The following is a 16,151-nucleotide window of genomic DNA, read 5'->3' on the forward strand; positions in this document are numbered from 1 at the left end:
CGCCCCATGAGCATCAACCTCAAGACGCTGATCAGCAAGCTCAATGACACCAGCCGCATCGCCGCCACCCGCGCCGCCGGCATTTGCGTGGGCCTCGGACAATACGAGGTCGACCTGGAGCATCTGTTCCTGGCCCTGCTGGAACAGCCGGCCAGCGACTTCGCGCTGATCGCCCGCCACAGCGGCGTCAGCGTCAGCATGCTCGAAGCGGATCTGCAGGCCGAAGTGGCGCGCCTGCAGACCGGCAATGCGCGCACCCCCGTGTTTTCGCCCAGGCTGCCGAAGCTGTTTGAAAACGCCTGGCTGATCGCCTCGCTCGATGTGCAGGCCGGCCGCCAGGCCAGCATCCGCAGCGCCCATCTGCTGCAGGCGCTGCTGACCGATCCGGAACTGGCGCAACTGGCTTACCGCGGTTCGAAGCTGTTCGATAAATTCAAGCTCGACGACCTGAAGCACAATCTCGACAAGGTCACGCAGGGCTCGCAGGAGGCGACCGGAGTGTCGGCTGCCGGTGGCGAAGCGGACGAGGGAGGTCGAGACCCCGTCGGCGAACTCGAAGGGCGCGCGGCCGCATCGAAGACCCCGGCGCTGGACCAGTTCACCACCAACCTGACGGCGCGCGCGCGCGACGGCAAGGTCGACCCGGTGATCGGGCGCGATGCCGAGATCCGCCAGGCGATCGATATCCTGATGCGCCGGCGCCAGAACAACCCGATCCTGACGGGCGAGGCGGGCGTGGGCAAGACGGCCGTGGTCGAAGGACTGGCCCTGCGCATCGCGCAGGACGACGTGCCCGCCGTGCTGAAGGGCGTCGAGATCCATACGCTGGACATGGGCCTGCTGCAGGCCGGCGCCAGCGTCAAGGGCGAGTTCGAGAACCGCCTGAAAAACGTCATCGACGAAGTCAAGAAAAGCCCGCACGCCATCATCCTGTTCATCGACGAAGCGCACACCATGATCGGCGCCGGCGGCACGGCCGGCCAGAACGACGCGGCCAATCTGCTGAAGCCGGCCTTGGCGCGCGGCGAGCTGCGCACGATTGCCGCCACCACCTGGGGCGAATACAAGAAATATTTTGAAAAGGATGCCGCGCTGGCGCGCCGCTTCCAGGTCGTCAAGATCGAGGAGCCGAGCGAAGAACTGGCCTGCGCCATGTTGCGCGGCATGGCGCCGCTGATGGAAAAGCATTTCAATGTGCGCATCTACGACGAAGCCATCACCGAAGCGGTACGCCTGTCGCACCGGTACATCTCAGGCCGCCAGTTGCCCGACAAGGCCATCAGCGTGCTCGATACCGCCTGCGCCAAGGTGGCGTTGGGCCAGAACGCGACGCCGGCTCTGCTGGAAAACCTGGTCAAAAGGCTGGAGCGCATCGACGCCGAAGTGGCGACGCTCGAGCGCGAGGAAAAGAGCGGCGGGAACCACCCGGTGCGTCTGGAAGACTTGCGCGCGCAGCGCAGTAGCGCCGCTGGCGAGCATGCGGTGCTGGCCGCGCGCTGGGAAAGCGAAAAGACATTGACCGGGAAGGTCAGGGCGGCCTGCCAGGACCTGGAAAGTGCTGGCGAAAAACCGGACGCCAGCCAGGGCGGCGACCTGCAGGCTTTGCTCAAGGACCTGCGCGCGCTGCAGGGCGAGACGCCGATGGTGCCGGTGCAGGTCGACGGCCACGTGGTGGCGGAAATCATCGCTGGCTGGACCGGCATCCCGCTGGGAAAAATGGTCAAGGATGAAATCCGCACGGTGCTGAAACTGAAGGATATGCTGGAAGAGCGCGTGCTGGGCCAGTCGCATGCGATCGAGGCGGTGGCACAGCGCGTGCGCACTTCGCGCGCCAACCTGGACGACCCGAACAAGCCGAAGGGCGTGTTCCTGTTCGTCGGCCCGTCCGGCACGGGCAAGACGGAAACGGCGCTGGCGCTGGCCGATGTGCTGTATGGCGGCGAACGCAAGCTTATTACCATCAACATGAGCGAGTACCAGGAAGCGCACAGCGTGTCGGGCCTGAAAGGCTCGCCGCCCGGCTATGTCGGCTACGGCGAGGGGGGCGTGCTGACCGAGGCGGTGCGGCGCAACCCGTACAGCGTGGTGCTGCTCGACGAAGTGGAAAAAGCCCACCCGGACGTGCTCGAACTGTTCTTTCAGGTGTTCGACAAGGGCGTGATGGAGGATGCCGAAGGACGCGAGATCGACTTTAAAAACACCATCATCATCCTGACCTCGAACGTCGGTTCGAGCACCCTGATGCAGGCCTGCCTGAACGTGGCGGCGGCCGACCTGCCGACGCCGGAACAGCTGGAGGAAAAGATCCGCCCGCAACTGGTGAAGACCTTCAAGCCGGCTTTCCTGGGACGATTGAAAGTGATTCCCTTCTATCCGATCTCGGACGATGTGCTGGTCAATATCATCGGCTTGAAACTGGGCAAGATCGCCCAGCGCATCGCGGCCAATCACAAGGCCGAATTCAGCCACGACGAAGCGCTGGTCGACGCCGTTCTGGCGCGCTGCACCGAAGTCGACTCGGGCGCACGCAATGTCGACAATATCCTCAACGGCACCGTGCTGCCCGAGATCGCCGAGTCGGTGCTGGCCAAAATGGCCGAAGGCGCCGCCATCACGAAGATCAAGGTTAGCGCCAACAAGCAGGGGCAGTTCAAGTACACGATCAGGTAAGCACTGCAGCCATGGTGCGTGGAAAGGAGGGGGGCGGACGCAATGTGCCCGCGACGGCACGGAGCACTCTGCACACCCGGTTTCAATCGCGCTCCTGCGATATACATTCCTAGCTACAATAATTATCAAATATATAAATGTGGTAACAGACTAACGGGAATCGCATGTCATCCACCTCGACCGATAAGATTGCAGACGCGCTGGCTGTTTTCACGAGCGTCACCCGGTTGTACGAGTTGAGCATCGGTGAAGGAGAGAACAACAGCCTGCTGGTCGAAGCCTTTGCCGCCGACGAGCGGCTGCAGGAAGTCGGCGCGCGCGACATCATCGCCTTGTCCACCAGCGCCCATGTCGCGCTGGCTTCCCTGCTGGGCCAGCCCGCCAGCTTGCAGATCAGCCTGGCCGACGGCACGCGCACGTCCTTTTCCGGCTACATCAGCGCCGCCGCCATGCTGGGCAGCAATGGCGGCCTGGCGCGCTACCGGCTGCGCATCACGCCGTGGCTGTGGCTGCTGACGCAGGCGCGTAACAGCCGCGTCTGGCAAGACAAGAGCGTGACGGCCATCGTCGACGCGGTATTGTCGGCGTATGCGCCGCACGCGCTGTGGCGCTGGAGCGACGAGGTCGCCTCATTCATGCAGGACGCTGGCGAACGCAGCTATTGCTGCCAGTACCGCGAATCGGACTATGATTTCGTGCGCCGCCTGCTGACGGAAGAGGGGCTGGCCTGGCGGTTTGACGGTCAGACCTTGCTCGTCTTTGCCGACAGCAGCCAGGCTTGCGCCACACCCGAGGACGCCAGCAGCGCGCAAGGCGGCGGGCTGCGTTTTCATGGCGCGCGCGTCGGCGAGCCGGGCGACACGGTGCAGGCCTTGCGCGCGCGGCGCAGCCTGCACGTCGGGCTGAGTAGCGTGCTCAGCTACGATTACAAGGCCAAGCAGGCGCTCGCCGCCAGCGTGCCGACGAATATGGTGCTTGGCGGCAAGAACGCGCCGCTGCTGGAAAGCTATGATACGCCGGGCCAGTACTGGTATGCGAATGGCGCCCAGGCGCAGCGCTACGCGCAGCTGCGGATGCAGGCCCACGAAGCGCGCGCCCAGCTGTGGCAAGCCCGTTCGACCGTGCGCACCCTGCGCGCCGGCACGCGTTTTACGCTGACGCAGGGACCATTGCCGCCAGCCGACGGTGCCGCGCCCGAGTATGTCGTGCTGCGCGTGGCCAGCATCGGCGTCAACAACCTGCCGCTGCCGGCGCTGGAAGGACTGGCGGAACTGTTCGGCCCGCTGCCGGAATTGCTGGAAGAAACCGTGGCACAGTGGGGTGCGGGCTTTCCCGATGCCGCCGCCGCGATCGCCCAGGCGCAAGCCAGCGGCTACGCCAACTGCATCGAAATGATCGATGCTGGCACGCCATGGCGTCCGCTGCACGATGGCAACGAGGCGCGCCAGCATGCCACGCCGACCGCGCCGGGCAGCCAGAGCGCCATCGTCGTCGGCGCCGACGGCAATGACGTGGCCAGCGGCGCCGATGAGATTTACTGCGACAAGCTGGGCCGGGTGCGCATCCGCTTTCACTGGCAGCAAGAGACTGGCGCAACGTGCTGGGTGCGGGTGGCGCAGCGCGCGGCCGGCGGCGGCATGGGCAGCCAGTTTTTGCCGCGCATCGGCCAGGAAGTGCTGGTGCAGTTCCTGGAAAACGATATCGACCGGCCCGTCATCGTCGGCGCCCTGTACAACGGTCAGGGCGAGGGCGGCACGCTACCCACGCCGGGCGGCATGGCGCGCGATCAGAGCGACGCCGGCGTGTTCCAGGCGGCGCACGACCACGCCATCGCGGGCCAGGGCAATGTGGCGGGCGGCAACAGTCCGCTGTGGCATGGCGCCGCGGGCAGCAGCGCGGCGCATCGGAATGCCAGCGCGCAATGGGGCATCCGCAGCAAGGAATTCGGCAAGGCGGGTAGCGCGGCCGGCTACAACCAGCTGCTGTTCGACGACACCGACCAGCAGGGCCGCATCCAGCTGAAAAGCAGCCACGCGGCCAGCGAACTGAACCTGGGCCACCTGATCCACGGCGCCGACAATTACCGGGGCAGCCTGCGCGGCGCCGGCGCCGAGCTGCGCACCGATGCGTATGGCGTGGTGCGCGCCAGGGCCGGCCTGCTGGTAAGCAGCTATGTGCTCCGGCACGAGGCCGCGCAACGCGATCCGGCCGGCGACAATGCGGGCGGGATCGCATTGTTGAAACAGGCGGTGCTGCTGGGCGACACCTTCAGCCAGGCTGCCGCCACGCACCAGACGGTGGCCTACGCCAGCCACATCGGCGCCAGCGCGCCGAATGCCAGCGAACTCGACGGCCAGGCGGCCCCCCTGAAAGCGTTGCTGGCCAGCGTTTCCGGCATGCATGAACAGTTGCCGCACACAAAGGACGCCATCATCGCGATTGCCGCCAGGGCAGGACTGGGCGTTGTCGCGGGGCAGGACATGCAACTGGCCAGCGGCGAAACCGTCACCGTGATGAGCGGGCAGGACACGCAATGGACCAGCGGCGGAAAATGGCGATTGCACGCGGGCCAGGCCATCGGCGTGCTGGGCGGCGTGGTCAAGGCGGGCGAGAACGATATCGGCCTGCAGATGATTGCCGCGAGTCAATCTATCGACGTGCAGGCGCAGGCCGACGTGCTCAACGTGCAGGCGCGCGACGAGATCAACGTCATCAGCGCCAATGCGCATGTGGACTGGGCGGCGGCGAAAAGCCTCCGCCTGTCGACGGCGGGCGGCGCGAATATCACCATCGAAGGCGGCAATATCACGATCCAGTGCCCGGGCAAGATTACGGTGCATGCGGGCAAGAAGAGTTTTATCGGGCCCACGCGCGCACCGTATGTGATGCCGCCGCTGCCGTCGAGCACGTGTAAAAGCTGTATTTTGAGCGCCATGCAACAGGGCGCAGCGGGAGTGCTGCGTTGAAGCCCGACAGCGTCTCGGCATTGCACGACTGGGTCCGGGCCAGTCTCGAGCGGCAACGCCAGCCTTATTTGCTGCTCGACAGCGCGCAAGCCGAAAACAGCCACCTGACGCTGCAGCGCTGGCAAGTGCCGTATGCATCCTTGTTCGAGGACACCCACGAAGCGAGCCTGCCGGAGATCGCGCCCCTGCTGATACGGCTGTCCGGCCTTGCGCCGGCCATGCTGGAAAAAGTCTGCGACTGGGCCGAAAAGCTCGGTTATGGCGCGCCTTGCCTGAGCTGGTTGGAAAGTCCATGGCCCTTGCCCGAACTGGCGCGGCATTTGCGCCAGTTTCATGCCGTCGGCCTGAGCGACGAGCAGCAGATGATGCTGCGCTGGTATGACACGCGCATCCTGCCGTTCTGGCTGGCCTGCCTGGAGCCGCTGCAGCGCGAGCAGTTCGTGGCTGGAATGTTGAGCTTGCAGTACATCAACCGTTTTGGCGACGTTGCCGTCCTGCTCGACGTCGACACTGCCGGCGCTGTGCCGGACACTGCGCTCATGGACTCGCCGCTCATCCACCTGGACGATGCGCAATACGGCATGCTGGTCGATGCCGGCGACGCCGATACGCTGATCAGCCATTTACGGCGGGTGATCACGGACGAAACCAACGATACCCCGCCACGGCTGCTATATGAATTCGTCGCCCGCTACCAGCAGCGCGCGCTGGCCGCCGGCATCGACGATCTGGACCGCCAGACGCAGTACCTGCTGCTGGCGCTGTATACGTCCGGCGCCGGCATCGAACACCCCGATTTCATTGCCCTCATGCAAAACCCACCCACCTCTATCGAAAGTTTCTATGAAGCCATGCAAGCCTTGTCCGACGACGTATGGGAAGCCGGCCCACCTTTATGGGGTGTACAGGTTGAAGCTTGACCGGTTGCCGGCGCTGGTGCTGTGCCTGAGCTTGGCCTTGGTGTTTGCTGGCGGCAACGTCGCGGCGCAGACAGCGGCCAAGGCCGCGCCGCAGGCGTCAAGCGCGGTCAAGCACGCCAAGCTGAAACCGGCCGACACCGCCAATCTGGTCAGCCATCTGCGGCGCGTGATCACCGATGAAACCAATGACACGCCCCCGCGCGTGCTGAACGCCTTTGTGGCGAAATACCAGCAGCGCGCGCTCGATGCCGGGATCGATGACCTCGACAGGCAAACGCAGTACGTCTTGCTGGCGCTGTATACCTCCGGCAAGGCCATGGAACAGCCCTTGTTTATTGCATTCATGAAAAACCCACCCGCATCGCTCGATGCTTTTTACGACGCGCTGCAAGCCTTGCCGAAAACCGTTTGGGAAGCGGGGCCGCCGTTGTGGGAGGCGTATGAGCCCAAGGGATAATATTTTTTGAAATTGATTTCATGTAATTTGAATATAAAAATTTATTCATTCAGCGCATTTCAGAAAGCCATATGATAAAGGGCCTATTTCCGAAAAATTTACTCAACGTGATTTTATGTATTTTGATGGCATTTTCAAATTCGGCATGTGGCAAGGAAGACATGAAAATTAGCGTGAATCTCGCCGCCTACAATCATACTGAACATGGAATGGGAAGGTTATCCGCGTAGAAAAAACAGTGTTGGTGCCGCAGTATTCTCGTACCGATGCCAGCATGTTTGTCGTTCATTTTCTTCACGATGGAAGCTACAAGGTTTTTGTAACCAAATACTCCTTGGGACATCGAAAGTATCCGCTTTCTGGTAAGGAAGCAGAACTGGAGCCGGGAGTGCCGCTGGAAATAATATGGGAATAAAATTTTTTATGTAAGTGTTATTTGCGGTATTTATTTAAATTCCTGAAAAGGCCATGATGAATTTATTTGGAAAGAAGTTGGGTTGTGTTTTTCTATGTATTTTTCTATCATTTTCAAATATTGCTTGTGGCAATGAATCAATGAAGATTGTCGTGAATCTGACTGCGTATAACCATACCGAAAATGGTGTTGGAAGCTATATCGTGACACTCGATGATGGCTCTTCAGCTGAGGCCGGTTATTTGGCACTAGGGCAAGGTGGTGGCGGGAAAACTTGCTGTCTCTCGATACCAGCGACCTGGAAACCCGGCATGAATGCGACTGTTGCCATGCATATGTTGAAAAATGGTAAGCCGATCAGAGTGGAGAAAACAGTCTCTATACCTCGCTACAATTCCTCCGAAGCCGACAGGTTTGTCGTTCATTTTCTTTACGATGGAAGTTTAAAAGTTTTTGTAACAAAATACTTGTTGGGGCATCGGAAGTATCCACTTTCTGGCAAGGAGGTGGAACTGGAGCCGGGAGTGCCGCTGGAAATAGTATGGGAGTAAAAATTTTTATGTAAGTGTTCTTTGCGGTATTTATTTAAATTCCTGAAAGGCGATGATGAATTTATTTGGAAAGAAATTGGGTTGTGTTTTTTTATGTATTTTTCTATCATTTTCAAATATTGCTTGTGGCAAGGAACCAATGAAGATTGTCGTGAATATGACTGCGTATAACCACACCGAACATGGTGTTGGAAGCTATATCGTGACACTCGATGACGGATCTTCAGCCGAGGCTGGCTACTTGGACCCAGGTGAAGGTGGGGGCGGGAAAACTTGCTGTCTTTCGATACCTGCGACATGGAGGCCCGGAATGAAAGCGACTATTGTCATGAATACTGTAAAAAATGGCAAGAGGATCCGAGTGGAGAAGACGGTATTTATACCTCGTTACGATTCTTCCGATGCCGGCAGGTTTGTCGTCCATTTTCTTTACGATGGAAGTTATAAGGTATTTGTGACAAAATATTTGCTGGGACATCGAAAATATCCGCTTTCTGGCAAGGAAGCAGAAATGGAGTCGGGTGTTCCACTGGAAATAATATGGGAGTAAATTTTTTACATGACTGTTCTTTATGGTAATTTATTTTCAATTCAAGGAGGGCTATAATGAATTTATTGGGAAAGCGATTTGCTTGCCTATTTTCATGTGTTTTTCTATTGTTTTTAAATGTGGCCTGTAGCAAGGAATCAATGAAAATCAGCGTGAGTCTGACTGCTTATAACCACACCGAACACGGGGTTGGAAGCTATATTGTGACACTTGAAGATGGCTCTTCAGCAGAGGCTGGCTACCTCGACCCTGGACAAGGTGGTGGGGGGCAAACTTGCTGTCTCTCAATACCGGCAGTATGGAAACCAAGCATGAAGGCAGCGATAGTCATGGATACAGTAAAAAATGGGAAGGCTATCCGCGTAGAAAAAACAGTGTTGGTGCCGCAGTATTCTCGTGCCGATGCCAGCATGTTTGTCGTTCATTTTCTTCACGATGGTAGTTACAAAGTTTTTGTTACCAGATACCTGCTCGGACATCGAAAGTATCCGCTTTCCGGCAAAGAGGCAGAACTGCATCCAGGCATCCCTCTGAAGATCATATGGGAATAGAATTTATTGAAATAATTCAAGGGATTTTATAATAATGTCTATTATCTATACAGGGCGTAAAGCCCCTCTGGATGGGCGACGCAGCCTTACTCCCAAAGAATCGTCACAGCGCGCAAAGGCGATGGCCTGCGTCAGGTCGCCTCATAAAACAGAATGTCAGGGTCAAATTTATATCGGACTTTTTTATGATGGGAGTGGCAATAACCAGGATTGGAGACAGAAAGATTCGATAGCAAATCCCAGGAACCTGACTCAGCGGCAACGAAACAAGCATAGCAATGTTGCCAGGCTATGGGATGCACATCTTGATGAGCCAGAGAATGGATTCTTTCGTGCATATATGCCTGGTGTCGGCACGCCGTTCAAGGAGATTGGCGACACGGTAGAGGCATTGACTGATAATGCGGGTGGCGGCTTCGGTTACATGGGTGCCGATCGTATCAATTGGGGAATCACCTCCTTACTTAATTCAGTGCACAGTTATTTGACAGGTGGTCCCTTGCTTGATCCGGACGAGCAAAGGCTGCTGGTAAATTTGATGAGTGCACAAATGCTGCTTGGGTTGGAAGGCGTGCAGCGTTGGACAATGCTGACGTCGCTTGAAGAAAAACTGGCGCGCGTTGTTAAAAGTCATCAGCGCAAGCTCAAGCAAATCAATGTGTCCATTTTCGGCTTTTCCCGTGGCGCGGCCGAAGCGCGCGCCAGTGCGCACTGGCTGCATCAGGTGTTCGAACGGGAAACCGGCGCATTTGAGCTGGCAGGCGTACCCATACGCATAGGCTTCCTGGGAATTTTTGATACCGTCGCCGCCGTTGGTGTGGGGGATGTAACGCCGGTCACCTTCGGGCACATGGCCTGGGGAAATGGAACACAGAGCATCCACCCTGTAGTAGAAGAGTGCACGCATTTCATCGCCTTGCATGAACAGCGCGCCAGCTTTCCGCTGGAATCCGCAACCGGACGGGGCAATGTCGGCTACCCCGGCATGCATTCCGATGTAGGTGGGGGTTATTACCCAGGTGAGCAGGGCAGATCCATGCCGGGCTGGGGACCGTCGCCGCATCTGTCGCAGATTCCCTTGATCGACATGCATTTCGCCGCCCTGAAAGCCGGTGTGCCCTTGCGCACCCTGAACGAGATGAAAGTGGTAAAGCGAGAGGCGCTGCTGGAATCCTTTGCCACCGACCCAAGACTGATCGCCTCCTACAACAACTGGCTGACGCATAACGGCATCAAGGGCGCGGACGTGAAGACCTTTACCGAGGCGCATACAAAACAATATCTGCGCTGGCGCGGCATGTTGCACGCGCAGGGAAAAGCGCAGTTGAAGAACAAGCGCTTTTTCAAGGAGTCGGATAAGCCGGGCCAGAAAGACTTGCTGGAGGCCGATACCGATCTGGGGATATATCTGCGCTCCTGGCGCGAACGAAGGAAGGCCAACGCGACCACGATGGGGTGGCTCGGTGAACGTGCCAAGACTGTCTTGCATCGCGTCAGCCCGGCTGGCATGCTGTTTGTCGAAGACGGGAAAGACCCGTTAAGCGACTGGGAAGAGCGATTTTTGAAAATCATGACGGAAGGCGCGCAACCGCCGGTTGCCTGCGTCACGCTGTTTGAAGATTATGTGCACGATTCGCGCGCCGGCTTTCGCATCCTCGGCAAGCACGAACCGGTATGGCTGACCGGCGGCTATGGCCGCTTCCGCAACGTTTTCGTGCAAAGCGATGATTATTCGAATATGTCGAATATCGCCAATGAATCTTTGAAGGCCGTCAAGGCAGCAGGCGACGCGGCCGTGACCTACTTCCAGAAGTTGTATGGCTATACCGTCAGCACTTACCGGGCAGCGCGCAGAAAGGTTGCCGCGACCGCGAAGGCGGTGGCCGAGGCCGAAAAACGGCTGGAACGGCAGGCGGTGGCAACGTACAGGGAAACGAGCCGGATGATCGTCGATGGCGCCACCCGCGTCGGCCACGGCGTGCACGATACCGGGGTCGAGGCGGAAAAAAAATTGGACCGCGCAGTCAAGACCGCAAAAAACGCCATGCAGCAAGCCAGCCAGGAAGCCCGGCTTTATTATCAGGCCGAAAAAAAGGTCATCTTGAAATATGCCAATGCAGAGGCCGTGTGGAAGGCGCAGCTGGAAAAGCGCTGGCGCGAGGAAGAGCGGGAAAAAGCGAAATAGGCAAAAACTTGAACACCCTGGCGGCGGCAGTCGCGCCGCCAGGGTGTGAGCAGCGGTTTCAGCCATTCTCGGGCGGCTGCACGCCCAGCAACTCTTCGATATGCGCCAGCGAAGCGGCGTCCTTGACCACCGAGCGCAGCCAGCTGTGCAAATCCTGGTCGGCCGCATTGGCGGCCTTGTCGGCAAAATACGAGACGGGGCTGTGCGGCTCGCTGCGGCGGAAGAATTGCGCCACGGCGCGCAGTTGCTCGATCGCCTGTGCGCGGGTGGCGATGGCGCCGGGCGGGCCAGCCGGGACCGCTGGCAGGGCCGGCGCCATCGTGCTTTCTGCAATGGCCGTACCGCTGGCCGTGGCAGGGACGGCGGCCGGTGCCACGCCGGCGCTGGAAGGCATTATGCGCAGCATCGCTTCGACGGCTTCGCGCGCCGTGGAGAAGGCCGGGCTGTCGTTGCCGAGCCGGGCGTCGACGACTCGTTCGAGCTTGCGCAGCGCTTCCAGGCAATCTTGCGCGTCGACGGCGAAGCTGGCGCAAAAGGCGGCCGAGTTGTTGCGCCGCGCCGCTTCCATATCGGATAACTTGACGCCCTCATGCTGCCTGGCGGAATCGCCCAGGCCGGCCTGGCGCCGCGCGGTCTCGAAATCGATGGTGGAAAAGGCGCCGCCTGGGCCGCCCGTGACGGGCACCTCGCGCAGCAGCGCAGGGATACGCGAGAGTATCCAGCTCAGGTTGCCGATGCGCTGCTCCTGGTCGCCGTCTTCCGCATCCGGGAACAGGCCCCGGTCCCAGAATTTTTCGCACAGCCCGGCCAGCACCAGCAAGCCTTCGGCCATGCCGCGCAGATGGTAGCGCTTGGCGCCCGCTTCGGTCAGCCAGACCGCCAGGCGCAGGTCCTTGCTGCTGCCGGCAAGCAGGCCGGCGCAGCTGCGCACGACGAAGTCCCAGTCGGCTTCCTTGAGGTCGGCGATCCATTCGCCCTGGTCGAGCGAGGGGTCGTCGAACTTGCGCGCCAGAGTGATGGCGTCGAGTTCGGGCGAAAACGCCAGGTCCACGCCTGACGGTTGTTCATTGCTAATCGGAAGTAATAACTGTTCGGCTGAAAACATGTGGTCCTCTGATGGATGGTTATTGCGCCATGCGAAATTCAATGCGCCGGTTGCGGGCGCGCCCGTCCACCGTGTCATTGCTGGCGATCGGCCGGTCGGAGCCCTGGCCAGACGCCGTCAGCAGTTCGCCGTGGATGCCCTTCGACGACAGATAGAATTTGACGGCCTCGGCCCGCGCCTGGCTCAGGCTCTGGTTACTGGCGCGCAAGCCCTGGTTGTCGGTATGGCCGATGATTTCCACTTTGCGGCCGGCCAGCTTTTGCATGGCCGCCGCCATTTCATCGAGGATGGCGCGGCCAGACGGCGTCAACATGGTTTTTCCGCTTTCAAATTCGATGGTGCGGTTGGCCAGGGTGGTGTCGAGTACGCCTTGCTCGCTGGCCGACACGCGCAGGCCATTGTTGACGGTGTAGGTGGGATTGAGGCTGGTGGCGATATCGCTGGCGATCTTTTGCCGCTGCGCCTCGTTGGCCACTTCGCCGCGCACGCTGACGACGCTGCCGTCGATCTTCAGCTGGCCGCGGCTGATCTGCTTGAGGTTGGGCGACAGCAGCTTTTGCACATAGGCGTTCCAGTTGGCGGGCAACACCACCTGGCCCACGGCGATCTGGTCGACCACCTTGTCGGCGCCGTACAGTTCGCGCAGGCGCGCCAGCACGGCGGCCTTGCTCGCTTCGTCGGGCACGGTGCCGCTGGCCAGCACCTGGCCTGGCTGCGGCGTGGCGGCCGTGGGTATCGATATGGGCGCTTGCGCTGAGGCGGACATGGCGGTTAGCGCCATGCCGAGGAGGAGAACGATCCGGGATACGCGCATGGTCAGGTTCCGATAAAGGCGGCGCGCAAGGAATCGTGCGCCGATTTGAGCGAGAGGTTGGCTTGCGCCAGATAGGTCGACACTTTCTTGATCGCATAGTCGCTGCCGACCTGTTCCTCGACCCAGTCCAGGTCGTCGAACGCGATATGGTGGTCGAGCGCAGCTTGCGGATTCATCAGCACATGCAGGGTCTGCGCCGACGCGCCGGAAAATCCCAGCACCAGCGTCTGGCGGCCGCGCAGCCGCGTGATGAACAGCGCCAGCTCGAAGTCGGCACGCGCCAGGAACGGCGTGATCAGGTGCATCCAGAACGCCGCCACCATGTTGCGGTACAGCGGGTCGGCCGGCAGCGGCAGTTCCAGGCTCTTTTCCAGCCGGCTGGAACTGCTGGCCATCACCGGCTGCAGCAGCAGGCCCAGCGCCAGCAGCACCTGTCGCACCGTGCCCGTGAAACCGGTGGGCGCCAGCAACGCGTCGAGTTCGCCCACCGTCTGCATGTCGAGGAAATCGTTGAACGCGGCTTCATAGGCGGCGGCACGCAGGTCGAGGTCGATGCTGGCATGGCTGGCCGCGTGCAGCGCGCTGCCCGCATCGGGGCCGCGCATGTCGTTGCTGAGCGCCTCGAAGCGGTTCCACAGGCGCGACAGCACCAGCGGACAGTTGGCGACAAACGCGGCCGGCTGGTCCACTTCCATGGTGCTCATCATCAGGAAGGGAAAACGGCGCGACGAGGCATCGCTGCTGGCGGCGATATGGCCGGCGATGGCGCGTCCGCGGCGCGGGCCGATGAAGGCGAAGTGCATGGGCGGCAGCGCATCATAGGTCAGCTTCCAGCGCGCGTCGGCGCTGAGCAGGTCCATCGCCTGCGCCAGCCAGTCGTCGAGGATCTTCAGCAGGGCCGGGTTGTCGCTGGCCTTGACGAAGTCGCCGCGGCTGGGCAGCTTGCCGAAGTAGCCGATGGCGGTGGCGGTGGCGCGGCTCATGGCGCGACGGCGGCATTGGCCGCGATGGCGCCGGCAGGGGCGGCCGGTGCGGGAGTATTGACGGCCGGCACGCTCTGGGCCACGCTTTCCGGCAGCTTCAGGCCGCGGAAGCCCGCCGCGCCCGAGGCGGTGCTCGGCGCGGCGGCCGGCGCCGGCGTGGCGACGATCTTCAGGTTGGCCGCCACGGTCACGCCGCTGTTTTCCCAGCTCAGTTCGAACACGCCGCCATCCTTGCGCTTGCGCTTGGCCGAATCGATCATTTTCTTCAGGCCGAAATGGCCAGGTTCGTTGAGCAACACGATCGTGCGGCCTTCCGGCGTGATGGCGCTGATGCGCGCGCCGGGCGTGCCTTGCGGATTCGGCCAGACCATATGGATCCACGGCTGCGGCTGGCCGCGCCAGCGCAGGGCTTGCCCATCGATCTCGATCGTGTACTCGGTGGCGCCGCTGGCGGCCAGCGCCTGCAGGTCGAAACGGGTTTGCGCTTCGCCGGCGCCGGCCGCCGTGGCCACGCCGTTGGCGCTGAGCGGCGCGATCCAGCCGGGGAAGCTGGCCACCACGGACGGCGCCAGGCCGATGCCCATGTTGGCCCAGGTCTTGGCGCTGAGCGCGTCGCCACGGCGCACCACCAGCGGGCCGATGGTGGTATTGAAGAACTTGGCGATGCTGCCTTCCGGTCCGAATACCTGGCCGATGTCGGCATTGCTGGCCTCGCTACCGGAGGCGGGCGAGAACGGATATTTGGGCGCCAGGGTTTTCTGGAACGGTTCGAGCACCTGCGCCAGCCAGACCTTGTTGATTTCCGTCTCGGTCGGCTTGATGATGACGGCAAACGTCTGCATCAGCGGGCGCACCAGCAGGGGCCGGATCGCCTGCTTTTGCCCGTCGGTCATGCCGGTCAGCATCTGTTCATCCACGTATTTGAGCGCATCGGCCAGTTCCGAACCGGTGCCGTCGAGCGTCTGCTGCATGAATTGCTTGGCGCCGGGGCCCGTATCGCCCTGGTTCTTGATCTGGTTGAAGCGGGCGCGCAGCTTGGACAGCGCTTCCATGTAGCCGCGCATCAGCGAAGCATCCTTGTCCTTGGTCACCACCAGGCGGGCCACGCCGGAAAACTCGCGGCCCACCGGTCCCATCGGCAAGGCGCCGGCGGCGGGCGCGCCCGTGCTGACGTTGACGTTGATGCCGGAGGGTTTCTGGCGCAGGATGGTTTCCTTGAACCAGCCCATCACGCCGCGCTGGGCGCGCTGCAAGCCCTGGCCCAGCAGCGACGGGTTGTCCCACGAGGTTTCCTTGTACACCGTTTCGATCAGCTTGTTGATCGGCGAGGTTTGCGGATCGCCGAGCCGGTTCATGGCCGCCGCCGCATTGTCGAAGCCGTTCAACTCGCGGATGCTGACGCCCTGGATGAATTTCTGCCATTCCCTGGCGTAGTCCGTCTTGTACAGTTCGACCAGCGCTTTCTGGATCTGCTCCGGGCTGCCTTCCAGCGTCAGGTCGTCCTTCGACGCCGTTTTCAGCACCCAGTCGGCGCTTTGCAGTTCGCGGTTGGCCGCCTCCTGGAACGCTTGTTGGATGAATTGCTCCCATGCGTCGCGCGTGAAGGTGCCGGGAATGGCGTAGCTGCCCAGCACCAGTTCCTTGTCCTGCTCGCCGACGATGCGCGCCACCGTCATCGAGGCGAAGCGCGTGGCGGCGCGTGCCTTGACGTCGGCGTACACGCGTTCGCGCGCCGGCATGCCCCGCACCACGCGGCGCAGGCTGTCGCGCGATTGGTCGACCAGCGCCAGCTTGCTGTCGATCTGCGGCCAGGACGGGTCGTTGATCTGGGTCAGGTAAAACGAAATCATGCGTTCGGCACTGCGTATCATCTGTTCGCGCGGCATGCTGCCGCGGTTGCTGTCGAGCCAGACTCTCCAGAAGCGGGTCAGCTGGTCATTCAAGTGGCTCGCTTCGGCGCGCGACTTGTCGCTCAGCATCAGAT

The 16,151-nt window shown here is 61.0% G+C and carries 12 protein-coding genes; 8 read left to right on the top strand and 4 right to left on the bottom strand.

Translation table 11 applies throughout. The annotated features are described in order from the left end of the window. The first annotated feature begins 6 nt into the window (after window positions 1–6). The 8 genes from tssH (at window position 7) to AC0V2Y_RS03050 (ending at window position 11,265) form a co-directional block, all read left to right on the top strand. The gene (tssH, locus tag AC0V2Y_RS03015) at window positions 7–2,670 is read left to right on the top strand and encodes a type VI secretion system ATPase TssH (RefSeq protein WP_475417281.1); all 2,664 of its coding nucleotides are present in this window, start codon (window positions 7–9) and stop codon (window positions 2,668–2,670) included. Window positions 2,671–2,834: 164 nt separating this feature from the next. After that, a complete protein-coding gene (locus AC0V2Y_RS03020; RefSeq protein WP_475417280.1) occupies window positions 2,835–5,636 on the top strand; it encodes a type VI secretion system Vgr family protein in 2,802 nt (933 codons plus the stop codon). Further along, window positions 5,633–6,556 carry a DUF4123 domain-containing protein gene (locus AC0V2Y_RS03025; RefSeq protein WP_475417279.1) on the top strand — a complete coding sequence of 308 codons (924 nt, stop codon included), beginning with the start codon at window positions 5,633–5,635 and terminating at the stop codon, window positions 6,554–6,556. Before AC0V2Y_RS03020 ends, AC0V2Y_RS03025 begins: the two co-directional genes overlap by 4 nt. Continuing rightward, window positions 6,480–7,013, top strand: coding sequence for a hypothetical protein (locus tag AC0V2Y_RS03030; protein ID WP_475417278.1), 534 nt, complete (start codon window positions 6,480–6,482; stop codon window positions 7,011–7,013). Before AC0V2Y_RS03025 ends, AC0V2Y_RS03030 begins: the two co-directional genes overlap by 77 nt. A 468-nt stretch (window positions 7,014–7,481) precedes the next feature. Continuing rightward, on the top strand, window positions 7,482–7,979 hold the full coding sequence (locus AC0V2Y_RS03035) for a DUF3304 domain-containing protein (protein ID WP_475417277.1): 498 nt from the start codon (window positions 7,482–7,484) through the stop codon (window positions 7,977–7,979). A gap of 52 nt (window positions 7,980–8,031) precedes the next feature. Next, window positions 8,032–8,529, top strand: a complete 498-nt coding sequence (locus tag AC0V2Y_RS03040; RefSeq protein WP_475417276.1) for a DUF3304 domain-containing protein — start codon at window positions 8,032–8,034, stop codon at window positions 8,527–8,529. 56 nt (window positions 8,530–8,585) lie between these two features. Next, on the top strand, window positions 8,586–9,080 hold the full coding sequence (locus tag AC0V2Y_RS03045; RefSeq protein WP_475417275.1) for a DUF3304 domain-containing protein: 495 nt from the start codon (window positions 8,586–8,588) through the stop codon (window positions 9,078–9,080). A gap of 34 nt (window positions 9,081–9,114) precedes the next feature. Further along, window positions 9,115–11,265, top strand: coding sequence for a T6SS phospholipase effector Tle1-like catalytic domain-containing protein (locus AC0V2Y_RS03050; protein WP_475417274.1), 2,151 nt, complete (start codon window positions 9,115–9,117; stop codon window positions 11,263–11,265). Between the two features lie 58 nt (window positions 11,266–11,323). Here the strand turns inward: AC0V2Y_RS03050 and tssA are convergent, their stop codons facing one another. The 4 genes from tssA to AC0V2Y_RS03070 form a co-directional block, all read right to left on the bottom strand. Then, window positions 11,324–12,370 (bottom strand): type VI secretion system protein TssA, encoded by a 1,047-nt coding sequence (tssA, locus tag AC0V2Y_RS03055; protein ID WP_475417273.1) that lies wholly within the window; start codon window positions 12,368–12,370, stop codon window positions 11,324–11,326. Window positions 12,371–12,389: 19 nt separating this feature from the next. Further along, on the bottom strand, window positions 12,390–13,151 hold the full coding sequence (locus AC0V2Y_RS03060) for an OmpA family protein (RefSeq protein WP_475417295.1): 762 nt from the start codon (window positions 13,149–13,151) through the stop codon (window positions 12,390–12,392). A 35-nt stretch (window positions 13,152–13,186) separates the two neighbouring features. Further along, window positions 13,187–14,167, bottom strand: coding sequence for a type VI secretion system-associated protein TagF (tagF, locus tag AC0V2Y_RS03065; RefSeq protein ID WP_475417272.1), 981 nt, complete (start codon window positions 14,165–14,167; stop codon window positions 13,187–13,189). Further along, on the bottom strand, window positions 14,164–16,151 hold a 1,988-nt coding region (locus tag AC0V2Y_RS03070), incomplete at its 5' end, for an ImcF-related family protein (RefSeq protein WP_475418320.1). The genes AC0V2Y_RS03070 and tagF, both read right to left, overlap by 4 nt.

The sequence above is a fragment of the Janthinobacterium sp. BHSEK genome (assembly GCF_056174685.1).

Coding starts and splice junctions, on each gene's coding strand:
- tssA (WP_475417273.1), bottom strand. CDS start 12,370: ATGTTTTCAGCCGAACAGTTATTACTTCCGATTAGCAATGAACAACCG.
- AC0V2Y_RS03020 (WP_475417280.1), top strand. CDS start 2,835: ATGTCATCCACCTCGACCGATAAGATTGCAGACGCGCTGGCTGTTTTC.
- AC0V2Y_RS03045 (WP_475417275.1), top strand. CDS start 8,586: ATGAATTTATTGGGAAAGCGATTTGCTTGCCTATTTTCATGTGTTTTT.
- AC0V2Y_RS03050 (WP_475417274.1), top strand. CDS start 9,115: ATGTCTATTATCTATACAGGGCGTAAAGCCCCTCTGGATGGGCGACGC.
- tssH (WP_475417281.1), top strand. CDS start 7: ATGAGCATCAACCTCAAGACGCTGATCAGCAAGCTCAATGACACCAGC.
- tagF (WP_475417272.1), bottom strand. CDS start 14,167: ATGAGCCGCGCCACCGCCACCGCCATCGGCTACTTCGGCAAGCTGCCC.
- AC0V2Y_RS03040 (WP_475417276.1), top strand. CDS start 8,032: ATGATGAATTTATTTGGAAAGAAATTGGGTTGTGTTTTTTTATGTATT.
- AC0V2Y_RS03060 (WP_475417295.1), bottom strand. CDS start 13,151: ATGGCGCTAACCGCCATGTCCGCCTCAGCGCAAGCGCCCATATCGATA.
- AC0V2Y_RS03030 (WP_475417278.1), top strand. CDS start 6,480: ATGAAGCCATGCAAGCCTTGTCCGACGACGTATGGGAAGCCGGCCCAC.
- AC0V2Y_RS03035 (WP_475417277.1), top strand. CDS start 7,482: ATGATGAATTTATTTGGAAAGAAGTTGGGTTGTGTTTTTCTATGTATT.